The 14,349-nt window shown below is 74.6% G+C and carries 13 protein-coding genes; 7 read left to right on the top strand and 6 right to left on the bottom strand.

Features of this window, described 5'->3' with window-relative positions:
• Positions 1-67: 67 nt before the first annotated feature.
• From ACFY3N_RS06505 to ACFY3N_RS06495, 3 genes are read right to left on the bottom strand one after another with little or no spacing between them, the layout of a single operon-like run.
• Positions 68-931 (bottom strand): carbohydrate ABC transporter permease, encoded by an 864-nt coding sequence (locus ACFY3N_RS06505; protein ID WP_390815497.1) that lies wholly within the window; start codon positions 929-931, stop codon positions 68-70.
• Positions 928-1,869 carry a carbohydrate ABC transporter permease gene (locus ACFY3N_RS06500; RefSeq protein ID WP_390815496.1) on the bottom strand — a complete coding sequence of 314 codons (942 nt, stop codon included), beginning with the start codon at positions 1,867-1,869 and terminating at the stop codon, positions 928-930. Before ACFY3N_RS06500 ends, ACFY3N_RS06505 begins: the two co-directional genes overlap by 4 nt.
• Positions 1,866-3,224: an extracellular solute-binding protein gene (locus ACFY3N_RS06495; RefSeq protein WP_390815495.1), complete on the bottom strand. Its 1,359-nt coding sequence runs from the start codon at positions 3,222-3,224 to the stop codon at positions 1,866-1,868. The genes ACFY3N_RS06500 and ACFY3N_RS06495 overlap by 4 nt, the downstream gene beginning before the upstream one ends.
• A 373-nt stretch (positions 3,225-3,597) precedes the next feature.
• On the opposite strand from ACFY3N_RS06495, the gene ACFY3N_RS06490 reads away from it, so the two are divergent.
• The 4 genes from ACFY3N_RS06490 to ACFY3N_RS06475 are packed head-to-tail and all read left to right on the top strand — an operon-like array spanning position 3,598 to position 7,906.
• On the top strand, positions 3,598-4,095 hold the full coding sequence (locus ACFY3N_RS06490) for a toxin (RefSeq protein ID WP_390815494.1): 498 nt from the start codon (positions 3,598-3,600) through the stop codon (positions 4,093-4,095).
• Positions 4,092-5,276, top strand: coding sequence for an MAB_1171c family putative transporter (locus ACFY3N_RS06485; RefSeq protein ID WP_390815493.1), 1,185 nt, complete (start codon positions 4,092-4,094; stop codon positions 5,274-5,276). The genes ACFY3N_RS06490 and ACFY3N_RS06485 overlap by 4 nt, the downstream gene beginning before the upstream one ends.
• 31 nt (positions 5,277-5,307) lie before the next feature.
• Positions 5,308-6,513, top strand: coding sequence for an MAB_1171c family putative transporter (locus ACFY3N_RS06480; protein ID WP_390815492.1), 1,206 nt, complete (start codon positions 5,308-5,310; stop codon positions 6,511-6,513).
• Positions 6,503-7,906 (top strand): FAD-dependent monooxygenase, encoded by a 1,404-nt coding sequence (locus tag ACFY3N_RS06475; RefSeq protein ID WP_390815491.1) that lies wholly within the window; start codon positions 6,503-6,505, stop codon positions 7,904-7,906. Before ACFY3N_RS06480 ends, ACFY3N_RS06475 begins: the two co-directional genes overlap by 11 nt.
• 119 nt (positions 7,907-8,025) lie before the next feature.
• Here ACFY3N_RS06475 and ACFY3N_RS06470 read toward each other — a convergent pair whose 3' ends face one another.
• Together ACFY3N_RS06470 and ACFY3N_RS06465 are read right to left on the bottom strand one after the other, a co-directional pair.
• Complete coding sequence (locus ACFY3N_RS06470) at positions 8,026-8,889, bottom strand: SMP-30/gluconolactonase/LRE family protein (protein WP_390815490.1); 864 nt, start codon at positions 8,887-8,889, stop codon at positions 8,026-8,028.
• Positions 8,886-9,659, bottom strand: coding sequence for an IclR family transcriptional regulator (locus ACFY3N_RS06465; RefSeq protein WP_390815489.1), 774 nt, complete (start codon positions 9,657-9,659; stop codon positions 8,886-8,888). The genes ACFY3N_RS06470 and ACFY3N_RS06465 overlap by 4 nt, the downstream gene beginning before the upstream one ends.
• Positions 9,660-9,993: 334 nt before the next feature.
• On the opposite strand from ACFY3N_RS06465, the gene ACFY3N_RS06460 reads away from it, so the two are divergent.
• Positions 9,994-10,281 (top strand): hypothetical protein, encoded by a 288-nt coding sequence (locus ACFY3N_RS06460; protein WP_390815488.1) that lies wholly within the window; start codon positions 9,994-9,996, stop codon positions 10,279-10,281.
• A gap of 109 nt (positions 10,282-10,390) precedes the next feature.
• On the opposite strand, the gene ACFY3N_RS06455 is transcribed toward ACFY3N_RS06460, so the two are convergent.
• Positions 10,391-11,263: a RimK family alpha-L-glutamate ligase gene (locus ACFY3N_RS06455; protein ID WP_390815487.1), complete on the bottom strand. Its 873-nt coding sequence runs from the start codon at positions 11,261-11,263 to the stop codon at positions 10,391-10,393.
• Between the two features lie 244 nt (positions 11,264-11,507).
• Here ACFY3N_RS06455 and ACFY3N_RS06450 point away from each other — a divergent pair, with 244 nt between their 5' ends.
• Entirely contained in the window at positions 11,508-12,956 is a 1,449-nt protein-coding gene (locus ACFY3N_RS06450) for an acyl-CoA synthetase (RefSeq protein WP_390815486.1), read from the top strand.
• Entirely contained in the window at positions 12,949-14,301 is a 1,353-nt protein-coding gene (locus tag ACFY3N_RS06445; RefSeq protein ID WP_390815485.1) for a carboxyl transferase domain-containing protein, read from the top strand. Before ACFY3N_RS06450 ends, ACFY3N_RS06445 begins: the two co-directional genes overlap by 8 nt.
• Positions 14,302-14,349: the final 48 nt, after the last annotated feature.

The raw sequence follows: 14,349 nt of genomic DNA, 5'->3' as shown, positions 1-14,349 counted from the left end.
TCGGTCCGCCCGTGCGGTCGGCGCACGGGCCGGTGGCCGGCGTGGAGCGGCCCGCCTCCCGGCACGGTCACTGGCCAGCCAGACCCGTGTGGGCGACGCCCGCCACGATCTGGCGCTGGAAGAAGACGAAGACGACGATCAGCGGCAGGCCGGCCATGAGGCCGCCGGCCATGAGCTGGGCCCACTGGATGCCGTAGGAGTTCATGACGGTCGCGATGCCGTTCGGCATGGTCATCAGGTCGGGGTTGTTGGTGACCATGTAGGGCCAGAGGAAGTTGTTCCACGAGCTGATGAAGGTGAAGATGCCGACCGCCGCGAGGGAGGGGCGGGACAGCGGCACGATGATCGTGAGGAAGACGCGCCAGCGGCCGGCGCCGTCGATGAAGGCGGCCTCCTCCAGTTCGCGCGGGATGCCCTGGAAGAACTTGTAGAGGATGTAGACCATCGCGGCGGGCGCGCACTGCGGCAGGATCATGCCCCAGTAGGTGTCGACCATGCCCATCTGCTGAACGGTGGTGAACAGGGGGACGCCGAGTACGGCCGGGGAGACCATCAGGCCGGCCATGACCACGCCCATCAGGACGTTCTTGCCGCGGAACTCGGTGCGGGCGAAGCCGTACCCGGCGAGTGCGCCGACCACCAGCACGACCGTCGTCACGCACACGGACACCACCAGGGAGTTCACGAACCAGTTGGTGATGTTGCCGGTCTCGAAGATGGCCGTCCACGCCTGGCCGGTCCACTCCTCCGGCAGCCAGTGCGGCGGTACCTCGACGGCCTCGGTCTCCGACTTCCACGAGGTGAACAGGGCCCAGACGAGCGGGGCGAGGAACACCACGGAGACGGCGGCGCCGAGCAGGGTGAGGACGATCTGGCCGGGTGTCCGGCTCCGGCGGGACCCGGCCCGTGTCTGCTGTGCGGCGGTGGTCATCGGCCGCCCTCCTCACGGTTGCGCAGCAGCCACATCCGGGCGAGGGCGACGGCCGCGATGATCACGAAGAAGATGATGGAGATCGCGGAGGCGTAGCCCACGCGGTAGCCGGTGAAGCCCTCTTCGAGGGTGTACTGCACGAACGTCCTGGTGGATCCCTCCGGACCGGGCAGGAAGTCCATCATCACGACGGCCTGGTCGAAGACCTGGAGCGAGGCGAGGACCTGCAGGGCGACGACGAGGCCGGTGATGTGCCGCAGCATCGGCAGGGTGATGTGGACCATCCGGTGCCAGGCGTTCGCGCCGTCCAGCTCGGCGGCCTCGTAGAGGTGTGCGGGGATGCCCTGGAGGGCCGCGAGGTAGAGCAGGAAGCTGAAGCCGACCGTCCACCACAGGGTGCAGATGACGACGGCGAGCATCGCGTACGACGTGTCGTTCAGCCACGGCGTCTCGACGCCGAAGACGTGGTTGATCATGCCGGTGCCGGGGTTGAACAGCCACTGCCACAGGTTGGCGGCGACGGTGGACGGCAGCAGGAACGGGGCGAAGAAGCACAGCCGCCACAGCCAGGTGGCGCGCTCGATGTGGTGGGCGAGCATCGCGAGGAGGAAGGCGAGGACCGTGATGCAGGGCACGACGAGGAGCGTGAAGTACGCGCTGTGGCCGAGCGATTCCCACACCAGCGGGTCGTCGAGGGCCTCGCGGTAGTTGTCGAGGCCGATGAGGTTCGCGCCGTCGCCGGAGATGTTGGCGTCGGTGAAGCTGAGGTAGAGGCCGCGCAGCAGCGGCCAGATCACGAAGAGCGCGAACAGCGCCAGGAACGGGGCGACGAACCAGCCGCCGTGCTGGAAGCCCTGCTTGCGGCGGACGGTGGCGCTGTCCACGGCGGTCCGCGCACGCGTGGGCGCGATGACGGTCTCTGCGCCGGTCGTCGTCATGCGGCCGCACCTCCCTGCGCGGCGGTGCGGCCGTCCATGGGGTTCTTCGAGGCGAGCAGCCGGGTGAGCGTGCTCTTCATGCTGCGGGCGGCGGCGTCCGGCCTGGCGGAGCCCATCGTCGAGGAGACGACGACGGGGCCGACGCGCTGGGCGAGGATGCCGGTGGAGCCGGCGAACCACACCTTCGGCTCGGTGGCCTGGTGGTCCATCGCCGACACGTACTCGCTCTGCGGGTCGAGCGCGCGGTACTCGGCGGTGGACAGGGTGGGCGTGTGGGCGGGGATGTGCCCGCCGGCGGCCCACTGCCCGGCGTGCTGGACGATGTAGGCGGCGAGCCGGTGCGCGCCCTCGTTGGCGGCGCCGCCGCGGCCGGACTGGTGCGGCAGGACGAAGGCGTGCGACTCGGCGTGGGTGGCCTGTCTGCCGAAGACGGGCGGCAGCGGGGTCGCGCCGTAGTCGATCTCCGCGCTGTCGAAGACCGGGACCGACCAGTTGCCCTCCCAGACGAAGGGGCCGCCGTTGACGAACTGTTCGGCGCCCGCGCCGCCCGCGAAGTCCGGGTTCGCGTACCCCTCGGTGACGTGCCGGCGCAGGAACTCCAGGACCTGGGTGGCCTTGTCGGTGTCGAAGGTGACCTCGGTGTTGGCGTCGTCGAACCAGGTGCCGCCGAGCTGGGTGTAGAAGGCGACGAAGAACCACCACTGGAAGTTCTGGTCGGCGGACCACATGCCGAGGGTCTGCAGGCCCTTCCCGGCGGCCCCCTTGGCCTCCTTGAGCACGTCGAACCATGCGTCGACCGAGGTCACGGGCACGATGCGGCCGTCGGCGCCGAGCAGGCCCGCCTTCTTCAGCACGTCCTTGCGGTAGAAGCAGAGCTGGACGTGGATGTCGAGCGGGAGGGCGTAGAGCTTGCCGTCGATGACGGCGCGCTTCCACAGCTCGGGGTTGAAGTCGGCTTCCCTGACGCCGTACTCGGCGAGCAGGCCGACGTCCCAGGGGTCGAGGAGGCGGCCGGGCGAGAAGCCGGTGACGCGGCCCAGGTGCATGACGCCGAGGTCGGGTGCGCGGTTGCCCGCGGCCGCCATGGCGAGCTTGGTGTAGAAGGGGCTGCCCCATTGGAGGGTGGAGTCCTTCACCTCGATGCCGGGCGTCTCCTCGCGGAAGGAGTCCAGCATCGCGATCATGTTGTATCCGTCGCCGCCGCTGAAGAGGTTCCAGTAGCGCACACGGGTGTCCGCCCCGGAGGCGAGCGCGTCGGCCCCGGTCCCGAGCGCCGCGAAGCCGAAGCTTCCGGCGACGGTCAACCCGCCTATTCCGGAGAGGAGTTGCCTGCGATTCAGGCCAGGTCGTCCCATTCCCTGCCCCATCCGTTCATGGATCGTTCGAGATATCGAATGACGCCCGCAACTTCGAACGGACCGTAGAGGTGATGGACCGGCGCGTCAATGACCCGGACAAGAACTCGTGACGGGACTTTCCGCGGACGTCCCTCGCATGACGCGGACACGTCCGGCCGCGTAGGCTCGAACGGCTCCGGGTCCGGCGGCGCACGGGAGCGGGGGGACGGGGTCCGCGCGCCCGCCGTGGCACCCGGGGACACCGCGGCGGTCACCGGGTGACCGCGTCACCCGCGGAACTGGCCGGGAGGGCACCCGACTTGGCATATTGCACAGGTGACCGGGCGACACCCAGGGGAGCGGGGAGACAGCGGTGCGTACCAGGAAGGAGATGCGTCGGCTCGCTGACGCCCTCACCGACCCCATCCGGGTGCCGGTCCCGGCGGACCCCGAGGTCCTGTTCGAGGCGCTGGTCGCCTCCGTCAGCGCCTGGCGGGGACGTGACGTGGTCGTCCACCGGGCGGCCTTCCCCCCGCACACGGCGAGCGGGCTGTGGCTGGAGCGCGAGGACCACGACGACGTGGTGGTCGACGAGCGGGCCGCCGTGTGGCACCAGATCGTGATCCTCTGCCACGAGGTGTGGCACATGAGCCGCCGCCCGGCGGACGCCGGCGGGCGTCCCGGACCGGTCGCCGCGCGCACCGACTTCAGCCTGGCGGAGGAGCAGGAGGCCGACCGGTTCGGCATGCTGATGGGCCGTCGGCTGCGGGCCTGGCTGGAGGCCTCCACCGACTCGGTGTACGCCGCGCGGGGCGGGGACCCGGAGAACCCGCGGGACCTCGCCGGACGCATCGGGGCCGCGCTCAACTACCGCGGGACCAGGGGATGAACGGCCTGATCAACTACGTCAGCTGCGGGGTGCTCTGGCTCGGCCTGCTGGTGAAGGCCCCCGATCTGCTGCGGCACCGGCGCGATCCGTATCTGCGGTCGATCTGCGCGGTGCTGGGCCTCGCGGGGCTGTGCTTCTTCCTGGGGGCGCCGCCGACGGTCGGCGCCGTCAACCGGATCGGCGGCGTGCCGAACCTCGCGGCACCGGTCACCTACGTGGTGATCACCGGGTACTGCGCCGCGTCCCAGGTCCTCATCGTGCACTGGCGCGGCGGACCCCGGGTGCGCCGCACCGCCCGCCGCTGGCTGCTCGCCTACGCCGTCGTCGTCCTCGGCATCGCGGTGACGTTCGCACTCGGCGAGGCGCCCGTGGAGCGCCGCACCGACCTGGACACCTACTACGCGACGACGCCGTTCATCGCCCAGATGATCGTGCTGTACCTGGTCGCGCACCTCACCGCGGTGACCGTCACCACGGTGTCGTCGCTGCGCTGGGCGCGCCGGGTGGGGGGCGGGCTGCGGGCGGGGCTGGTCCTGCTGGGGACCGGTTCGCTGTGCGGGGCCGGGTACAGCGTGGCCAAGCTGGTGGCGGTGGGCGCCCGCTGGTCCGGGCGGGACTGGTCGGAGCTCGGCACCACCGTCTCCCCGGCCGCCGCCGGGCTCGGCGCCCTGCTGACGGTGGTCGGGGTGCTGGTGCCGCTGGCGGCGCCCCGCGTCACCGAGTGGCGGCGGGCGCGGCGGACGTACGCCCGGCTGGAACCGCTGGAGCGGGCGCTGGAGGACCTGCTCACCCGCCGGACGCTGCGGCTGCCCCGGCCCAGGTTCGCCTCCCCCACGACGCGGCTGGTGTGGCGGCAGACCAGCATCCACAACGCGCTGGGCCACCTGGACGCCTACTTCAACCGGGAGCTGTACGACCGGACCCGCGCCGGTGTGCTGGTGGCGACGGGGGAGGCGGAGCGCGCGGAGGCCGCCGCGTGGGCGGCGGTGATCGGCGCCGCGGTGCGCGACGAGGCGGAACCGGGGCGCCGGGTCCCGCCGCGCGCCGGCGGCGGGACCCGGCTCCTGGACCGGGTGCCGGACCCGGCCGCCCTGGTGCGGATCGCCGACGCGCTGGCCGGTGCGGCTCCGCCGCCGGCGGCCGCGGTGCCGAGCGGTACGACCACGGCGGGGACCGCGTGAGACGGGCCCCGGACGAGAGGAGCCGGCCGGTATGAGTCTCGTCGTCTACCTGGCGGCCCTCGTGTTCGGGATGACGTCCGTGCTGCTGTTCCGCCGCCCGCGCGCGGCGGCCCCGCGCAACCCGCTGACGCTGTCCACCTGCGCGGCGATCGTCCTGGGCGCCCTGGTCCTCGCGTGCGCCGCCCCGGCCAGCCTGGCCGCCGTCAACTCCCTCACCGGCGTCCCCAACTTCGGGGCCCCGCTGACCTACGGGATGCTCTCCGCGTACAGCTGCGCGGTGCTGGTGCTGCTGATCAACTGGCGGGGCGGGTCGCGGGAGCGGGTGCGGCGCATGGTGCTGCGCAGCGTGGCCGCCTACGGTCTGCTGGTGGTCGCCATCGTCGTGCTGTTCGCGCTCGCCGAGGCGGACACCGAGCGGCTGAGGGACCTCGACACGTACTACGCCAACACCCCGTTCATGCGGGAGATGATCCTGCTGTACCTGGTCGGGCACAGCGCGGCGATGCTGGTGATGTGCGCCGTCTGCGTCAAGTGGGGGCGCGAGGTCGGCGGGCTGCTGCGGACCGGGCTGCGGCTGATCCTCCTGGGGGCGCTGCTGGACGTGGTGGGGTTCCAGCTGGCCAAGTACACGGCGGTGGCTGCCCGTTGGTCGGGGCACGACCTGGACTTCCTGTCCACCACGGTCGCCCCGCCGATGGCCTCGCTGGCCGCGCTGCTGTGTTCGGCCGGGTTCGCGCTGCCGAGGCTGCTGCCGTCCGCCCTCGCGCAGTGGCGGGGGCTCGGTGACTACCGGCGGCTGGGCCCGCTGTGGTCGCTGGTGCGGTCGGCGTCGACCGCACCGAAGCCGCAGACCGCCTGGTGGCAGCTGCCGCAGGCGCGGCTGCAGTGGCGTGAGGTGTCGATCCACGACGCCCTGCTCGCACTGGCGCCCTACTTCGACCACCGGGTCCGTGAGCGGGTCCGGGACACCGCCCTGCGCGCGGGCCGCTCCCCCCACGAGGCGCGGCTCGCGGCGGAGGCGGCCATGCTCGCCGACGCGGCGCGCCGGGCCGCCGCCCGCGAGGAACCGCCCGCGACCGCCGGTACGTACCGGCTGCACGCCACCGAGGTCTCCGGCACCGGTGGACTGGTGGAGCTGGCGCAGGCGCTGCACCGCCCGCCCGCCGCGCGCGGGGGCGCGGTGCCGCCCGCCACGCCCGGAACCGTGACCGAACCCGAGGAGCCCCATGTCGCGTAGAGCTGTCGTCATCGGTGCCGGCCTGGCCGGCACGCTGGCCGCGGCGGTGCTGTCCCGTGCGGGAGCGGACGAGGTGATCGTCCTGGACCGCGACGAACTGCCGGACGGCCCGGAGCACCGCAAGGGGCTGCCGCAGGGGCGGCACGCGCATCTGCTGATGGCGGGCGGCATGGACGCCATGGAGGAACTGCTGCCGGGCGCGGGGCTGCGGGGGCGGCTGCTCGCCGCCGGGGCGCACGAGATCCCGCTCGGCTCGGGCATGCTGGCGCTCACGTCCGAGGGCTGGCTGCGGCGGTGGCGGCGCGCGAGCCCGGCGATGGTGACGTGCAGCCGGGCCCTGGTGGACTGGGTGGTGCGCACGACGGTACGGGAACAGGTGCCGGTGGAGATCCGCAGGGCGGCGGTGGTGGGGCTGACGGGCTCCGCTGGGCGGGTGCGCGGGGTGCGGATCGCGGCGCCCGGCGGGGACACCGACCTCGAGGCGGACCTGGTGGTCGACGCGAGCGGACGCGGGACGCGGGTCGTCAGCTGGCTGGAGGGGCTCGGGCTGACCGGCGTGGAGGAGCGGGCGGTGGACTCCGGGCTGGTCAACGCGTCGCGCGTGTACCGGGTGCCGGACGGCGCGGAACGGTTCCCGCTGACGATCGTGCAGGCCGACCCGTACGCTTCGCGGCCGGCGCGGAGCGCGATGGTGCTGCCGATCGAGGGGGGCCGCTGGCTGGTGAGCTGCGGCGGCTCGCGGGGCGGTGAGCCGCCGGCGGATCCGGAGGGGTTCCTGCGGTACGCGCTCGATCTGCCGGACCCGATCGTGGGGCGGCTGATCTCCGGCGCGCAGCCGCTCACGGACGTGCGTCTGAGCCGGTCGACGAGCAATGTGCGGCGGTACCTGGAGCGGATGCCGCGGTGGCCGGAGGGGTTCGTGGTCCTCGGGGACGCGCTGGCCACGTTCAATCCGGCGTACGGGCACGGGATGTCGGTGGCCGCGTTCGGCGCGCGGGTCCTCGGCCGCGAGCTGGGCCGGTCCGGCGGTCTCGGCGCGCCCGGTCTGGCGCGGCGGGTGGTGCGGGGCGCGGCGCGCGCGGCGGACCCGGCGTGGTCCATGGCCGTCGGCCAGGACGTGCTCTGTCCGGGCGTGCGGGGCGGGGCGCCGGGGGTCGCCGACCGGGTGCTGACGGCGTACACGCGGCGCATGACGAGGGCGGCGACGGGCTCCTACGCGGCGGCCTCGGCACTCTGGGACGTCACCAGCCTGCGCACACCGCCGACGCGGATGTTCCGTCCCTCCGCGGTGCTGGCGGCCCTGGCCGGCTCCCCGCTCCCCCCGTCGGTCGAGCCTCCGCTGACCCCGGGTGAACGCGAGGTGCTGCGGGGGCTCGACCGTACGGGGGTGTGAGCCGAAGGGGTTCCCGCCCCCGCCGCCCTTTCCCGTCCCGTCCCCGGGGGCGCTGCCCCGGACCCCCGCTCCTCAAACGCCGGAGGGGCTGATGTGCAGCCCCTCCGGGGAGTGCGGCGTCAGCCCGCGAACGGAGGCTGCGCAAGCCCCTGGCCCGCGTCCGGCACCACCAGCAGGGAGCCCGCCAGGGGGTGCGGGGCCGTCAGGCCCACTCGGGCCGTGGTGATGTAGAGGTCCCTCAGGTCGGGGCCGCCGAAGGCGCAGGCCGTGACGAGGGGGACGGGGAGCGGGACGACCCGGTCCAGGTCGCCGGAGGGGGTGTAGCGGCGTACCGCGCCGCCGCCCCACAGGGCGACCCACACACAGCCGTCGGCGTCGACGGCGAGGCCGTCGGGGAAGCCGGCGCCGTCCTCGACCGTGGCCAGGGAGCGGCGGTTCGTGATCCTGCCGTCCGCCTCGCCGACGTCGAAGACGTCGATGCGGCGGGTGGGCGAGTCGATGTAGTACATCAGCCGGCCGTCGGGGCTCCAGCCGGTGCCGTTGCTCACCGCCACGTCGTCGAGGAGGAGCTTGACCGTGCCGTCGCCGGTGACGCGGGAGAGCGTGCCGCCGCCGGGCGCCTCGTCGTAGCGCATGGTGCCCGTGAAGAGGCTGCCGTCGGGGGCGACGGCGGCGTCGTTGGCGCGGCGGCCGGGGACGACCTCGCGGTGCAGCCAGCGGAAGGCGCCGTCGGGGTCGAGCAGGCCGACGCCGTCCCGCAGGTTGAGGACGAGGCCGCCGCCCGCGCGCGGCTTGACGGCGCCCACGTGCTGGTCGGTGCGGCGCAGGGTGCGCCGGCCGGTGGCCGGGTCGTAGGTGTGGACGCGGGAGCCGAGGATGTCGATCCACAGCAGGCGGCCGGTGGCCGGGTCCCAGGTGGGGCCCTCGCCCAGGGCCGCCTCCGCGCGGACGGCGATGTCATAGGTGTCGTGGGTGCGGGTCATGGCATGCTCCGGTGGCCCAGTCGCTCGGACAGTTCGGCGGCGCCCTTCACGGCGAGCCGCTCCAGCTCGCCGAGCCGCTCGTCGCTCCAGCGGATCATCGGTACGGAGATGGACAGCGCGGCGACCACCTGCCCCGTGCGGTCGCGCACCGGGGCGGCGACGCAGGAGACGTCCGGGTTGGACTCGCGGTTCTCCACGGCGACGCCCCGGGCGCGGATCTCCGCGAGGGTCTCGCGCAGGGCGGCCACGTCGGTGATGCTGTTGGGGGTCATCGCGGACAGCCCGGCGTCGTCGGGGACGCGCGCGGCGAGTTCGTGCTCGGGGAGGGAGGCCAGCAGCATCTTGCCGACGGAGGTGCAGTGGGCGGGCAGCCGGCGGCCGGCCGCGGACACCATCCGCACCGCGTGGGTGGAGTCCACCTTGGCGATGTAGATGACGTCGGTGTCCTCCAGGATCGCCACGTGCACCGTCTCGTCGCAGGTCTCCGCGACCGAGCGGGCGACCTGCTGGCCCTCGGCGGCGAGGTCGAGGTGCTCGGCGTAGCGGGCGCCGAGCTGGTACGGGCGCACGCCCAGCCGGTAGCGGCCGGGCTGGCCCGCCACCGGGACGATGTACTTCCGGGCGGCGAGCGTGGTCACCAGCTCGTGCACGGTGGTGCGCGGCAGTTGCAGCCTGCGCACGATGTCGGGGGCGGAGAGCGTCCCGTCCCCGTCGAGGAAGAGCTCGAGAATGTCGAGAGCCCGGGTCACGGCTGGTACGAGGCGTCCCACGACCGGCCCCCTCCCTATGTGTCTCAGGCGCCTGCGGTCGTTCGAGATTTCAACAGGCGATCGGAATGGCGAACACACAGGCTAGCCAGCCGGGCGTATCCGGGCAATGGGACGGTCACGATCACCGTCGCATGCGGGGAACCCCCGGCCCACCGCGAAGCCGCCGGGCCCGCGCCACGGACGCCGTCCCCCGCGGAGTACGCCGTCCCGTACGGACCGTTGCGCCGGGTGCCGCCGTCCGGCCGCTCGGGGGCCCGCGCCACGCCGGCCCGGTGCCGTTGCCGTTCCTGCCGGACGGCGCCGCCCCGGAGCGCCGCCGGTGGGGGGGGCGATCGTGCGCACGCCCACCGGAGAACGCCCCACCGGTCCGTTCACCCCGCTCGGCTTCCCGCTCGTGCCGCCGCGCCGCACGGCCGGCCACCATCCTGGCCCGGTGCAGGACGCGCGGCGCGACCCGGGCGTTTCCCCCGCGGACCGGCGCGAGGCCAGCGGGCGCCGGCCGGCGGTGACCCGCTCGCCGCGCTCCCGCCCGGCCCTCTCCCGGTACCGCTCCGTGCTCGGCGGACCGGAGTCCCGGACCCCGCGCAGGGTCGGCGCCCCGGAGTGCGAGGCGTGGCGGTGACCGGTCCCGCTCCGGCCCGGTCTGCGCTTCGAGGTACTGGCGCCGGCGGCCGGCGCACGGCGTGAGGTGGTCGCGGAGTTCACCCGGGGCCTGCCGCAGCGTACGGCGGTCAGCGGGCCGCGGCCTTGAGGATCTCCTCCACCACGCGCGGCTCCGACTGCGGGTGCAGCCACAGGAACAGGTTCGGCTCGACCAGCTCCAGCTCCATCACACGGGGCTGGCCGTCCTCCCCGTCCACGACGTCGACCCGCGCGTACAGCAGCTCGGGCGCGCCCGGCACGGCGGCCAGCGCCTTCCTGGCGAGGGCGGTGTCGACGAGACTCGGGGTCCAGCCGGTCAGTCCGGGGTGGGCCACCTTGCGCCGGTCGTAGGGCGTGCCGGGGGCGAGTACGGGCCCCTTGCGGCTCACGTGCAGCAGGTTCCCCCCGAAGAACTGCAGCGCCCGCTCGCCGGCGGTGTCGATGCCGCGCACATACGGCTGCACCATCGCGGTGAACCCCTCGGCGTGCATCCGCCGCACATGCCGTACGGCCGTGTCGTGCTCCTCGGGCGTGTAGCGGGCGGCGAACCGGGCGCCGGCGCCGGAGGTGGGCTTGACCACGTATTCGTGGCCGTCGGGGAGGTCGAGGGCGTCCCCGGGCGCCAGGTACCGGGTGTCCACCACCGGCACCCCGGCTCCGGCGAGGTCCCCGAGGTACCGCTTGTCGGTGTTCCACCGCACCACGTCCGCCGGATTGGCCAGCCGGGTCGCCCCGCCGCACCGCTCGGCCCACGCGGTGAACTCCGCCGTCCGCCAGCTGTAGTCCCAGGTGGAGCGGATCACGGCGAGGTCGAAGCCGGACCAGTCGACGGAGTCGTCGTCCCACGCCTCCGCGGACGCCTCGGCCCCCGCCTCCTCCAGCGCCCGCACCAGTCCCGGCAGGTCCCGGTCCTCGGCGACCTCGGGGCCGGGCCGGCAGGTCACGAGCGCGATACGGGGCACGGCGATTCCCTCCTCGTACGAACAGCTGATCGACGGGCAGGCTAGCAACCGCGCCGGGTACCGCGACAGGCCGCTCGGCGGCCGGGAGGCGGCCGGCGCTCCCCTCCGGGCCCCGGTCCAGGGGCGCGCCCCGGCCGGCGTGCGGACGCGGGGGCCCGTGGCGGTGGCCGTCCGGCGGAGGTAGGTTCCGGGTGGCACGAGCACCGGCGGTCTTCGCACGCCCGCGAATCAAGGAGTACGACACGTGTCCTCTCTCTTCCCGGCCCTGACCGACGGCCCGGCCGGCCGGGCCGCCCTGCGCTTCGGCGAGCGCTCACTGACGTACGGGGAACTCGCCCCGGCGGCCGGAGCGGTGGCCGGGGGCCTGGCACGGGCGCGGCGGGCCGCCGTGTGGGCCACGCCGACACTGGAGACCGCGGTCGCGGTCACCGGGGCGCTGCTCGCCGGGGTGACCGTGGTGCCGCTCAACCCGAGGTCGGGTGAGAAGGAACTCGGCCACATCCTCACCGACAGCGCCCCCGACCTGCTGCTCACCGCGCCCGGTGAGCGGCTCCCGGCCCCGCTGGGAGACCTGCCCCGCCTCGACGTGGACCCGGCGGCACGGGGTGTGCTCCCGGACGACCGGGAACGGGACGCGGAGGACCCCGCCCTGATCGTCTACACCTCCGGCACCACCGGCCCGCCCAAGGGCGCCGTCATCCCCCGCCGCGCGATCGCCGCCACCCTGGACGCCCTCGCCGACGCCTGGCGGTGGACCGCCGACGACGTGCTGGTGCACGGGCTGCCGCTGTTCCACGTGCACGGCCTCGTCCTCGGCACCCTCGGCCCGCTGCGCCTCGGCGGCTCCCTGCGCCACCTGGGCGGGTTCACCGCCGAGGGCGTGGCACGTGAGCTGAACGACGGCGCGACCGTGCTGTTCGGCGTGCCGACGATGTACCACCGCCTCGCTCAGGCGCTGCCCGGCGCGCCGGAGCTGGCCCGGGCGCTGGCCGGGGCGCGGCTGCTGGTGTCGGGTTCCGCCGCGCTGCCCGTGCACGACCACGAGCGGATCGCGGCGGCGACCGGGCGCCGGGTCGTCGAGCGGTACGGCATGACGGAGACGCTGATGAACACCGCCGTCCGCGCGGACGGCGAGGCCCGCCCCGGCACGGTGGGCGTGCCGCTGCCGGGCGTGGAGCTGCGGCTGGTGGAGGAGGACGGGTCGCCGGTGACGTCGTACGACGGCGAGACGGTCGGTGAGATCCAGGTGCGCGGGCCGAACCTGTTCACGGAGTACCTGAACCGGCCGGACGCGACGGCCGCCGCGTTCACGGCCGACGGCTGGTTCCGCACCGGGGACGTGGCGGTGCGCGACGCCGACGGCCACGTCCGGATCGTCGGCCGCAAGGCCACCGACCTGATCAAGAGCGGGGGGTACAAGATCGGCGCGGGTGAGATCGAGAACGCGCTGCTGGAGCACCCGGGGGTGCGGGAGGCCGCGGTCACCGGGGAGCCGGACGCCGATCTGGGCGAGCGGATCGTGGCGTGGGTGGTGCCGGCGGATCCGCAGTCGCCGCCCGGTCTGGAGGAGCTGGCCGGTCATGTCGCCGGGCGCCTCGCCCCGCACAAGCGCCCGCGCGTGGTCCACCACCTCGGCTCCCTGCCGCGCAACGACATGGGGAAGATCATGAAGCGGGCGCTGTCGCGTGGCTGACCGGCTGTCCGCCCGGCAGGCCGTCGCCCTCGTCGCGGACGACTTCACCGAACTCGGCCACCCGGCCGGGGAGCCCTCCCCCGACGGTCCGCTCGGCTGGCCCGGTTACGGCGCCGCCCGCGCCCGCGCCGCCGAGCGCACCGGCGAGCAGGAGTCCGTGGTCTGCGGTACCGCGGGCGTCGGGGGCACCCGGGCGGTCCTCGTCGCGTTCGAGTTCGGCTTCCTCGGCGGCTCGCTCGGCGAACGCACCGGCGACCGGCTGGTGGCGGCGTACGCCCACGCCCGCGCGCACCGGCTGCCGGTGGTGCCGCTGGTCGCCACCGGGGGCAGCCGGATGCAGGAGGGCATGCTCGCCCTCACCCAGCTCCAGCGGGTGGCCCGCGCGTCGGCGCTCACCCGGGAGGCCGGGCTGCCGCAGATAGCGGTGGTGCGGGACCCGACGACCGGCGGCGGATGGGCCACCCTGGGCGCGGGCGCCGACGTCGTCCTCGCCCTGCCCGGCGCGCAGGTCGGCTTCGCCGGCTCACGGGTGCGGCCCGCGGACGCGGACCCGGCGGCCTACACGGCCGAGGCGCAGGTGGCGGCGGGCTCGGCGGACGCGCTGGTACGGCCGGAGGAACTGCGGGGGACGCTGGGCCGCTGGCTGCGGCTGCTGACCCGTCCCTCCACCGCGCCGCTCCCGCCGCCGCCCCCGCTGGGCGCGGAGGACCTCCCGGCCACCGGCTGGGACGCCGTCCGCCGCGCCCGCTCACGCGAACGCCCGCGCGCCGCCGCGTACCTGGACGCCTTCCTCACCTCCCGCGTCACCCTCGGCGGCGACCGCTGCGGCGGCACGGACCCGGACGGCATGCTCTGCGGCTTCGGCGAGCACGGGGGCCGTACGGTCGCCTACGCGGCGCAGACCGGGACGGCCACCCGTCCCGCCGGGTACCGCACCGCCGCCCGGCTGGTCCGGCTCGCGGACCGGCTCGGCATCCCGGTGCTGACGCTGGTGGACACGCCGGGCGCGGCGAACGACGCGGAGGCGGAGCGGCAGGGCGCGGGGCCCGCCATCGCCGACCTGTTCGGCGCCGTGGCCGCCGCCCGTACGCCGGTCACCACGCTGGTCGTCGGCGAGGGCGGCTCCGGCGGCGCGCTGGCCCTCGCCGCCCCCGGCAACACCTGGGCCACCCCCGACAGCTACTTCTCGGTGATCGCCCCGGAACTCGCGGCGGCCATCCTCAAGCGCCCGCCCGAGGAGACGGAGCAGACGGCCGACCGACTCCGTCTCCGCCCGCAGGACCTGGTGGAACTGGGGGTGGTCCGGGGGGTCGTGGGACCGGCGGACCGCACCCCCCGTGCCTGAGAGGCCCCGTTCGGCGGCCCCCCACCCGGCCCCCCAGGAAAGGCGCCC

Origin of the sequence: Streptomyces sp. NPDC000348 (genome assembly GCF_042898795.1) — a bacterium.
Classification (GTDB): Bacteria; Actinomycetota; Actinomycetes; order Streptomycetales; family Streptomycetaceae; genus Streptomyces.
This window is presented reverse-complemented; position numbering and strand designations above follow the sequence as displayed.

What these genes read in the sequence shown, in the direction of transcription:
- ACFY3N_RS06505 (WP_390815497.1), bottom strand. Translation starts at nt 931, where the DNA reads ATGACCACCGCCGCACAGCAGACACGGGCCGGGTCCCGCCGGAGCCGG.
- ACFY3N_RS06500 (WP_390815496.1), bottom strand. Translation starts at nt 1,869, where the DNA reads ATGACGACGACCGGCGCAGAGACCGTCATCGCGCCCACGCGTGCGCGG.
- ACFY3N_RS06495 (WP_390815495.1), bottom strand. Translation starts at nt 3,224, where the DNA reads ATGGGACGACCTGGCCTGAATCGCAGGCAACTCCTCTCCGGAATAGGC.
- ACFY3N_RS06490 (WP_390815494.1), top strand. Translation starts at nt 3,598, where the DNA reads ATGCGTCGGCTCGCTGACGCCCTCACCGACCCCATCCGGGTGCCGGTC.
- ACFY3N_RS06485 (WP_390815493.1), top strand. Translation starts at nt 4,092, where the DNA reads ATGAACGGCCTGATCAACTACGTCAGCTGCGGGGTGCTCTGGCTCGGC.
- ACFY3N_RS06480 (WP_390815492.1), top strand. Translation starts at nt 5,308, where the DNA reads ATGAGTCTCGTCGTCTACCTGGCGGCCCTCGTGTTCGGGATGACGTCC.
- ACFY3N_RS06475 (WP_390815491.1), top strand. Translation starts at nt 6,503, where the DNA reads ATGTCGCGTAGAGCTGTCGTCATCGGTGCCGGCCTGGCCGGCACGCTG.
- ACFY3N_RS06470 (WP_390815490.1), bottom strand. Translation starts at nt 8,889, where the DNA reads ATGACCCGCACCCACGACACCTATGACATCGCCGTCCGCGCGGAGGCG.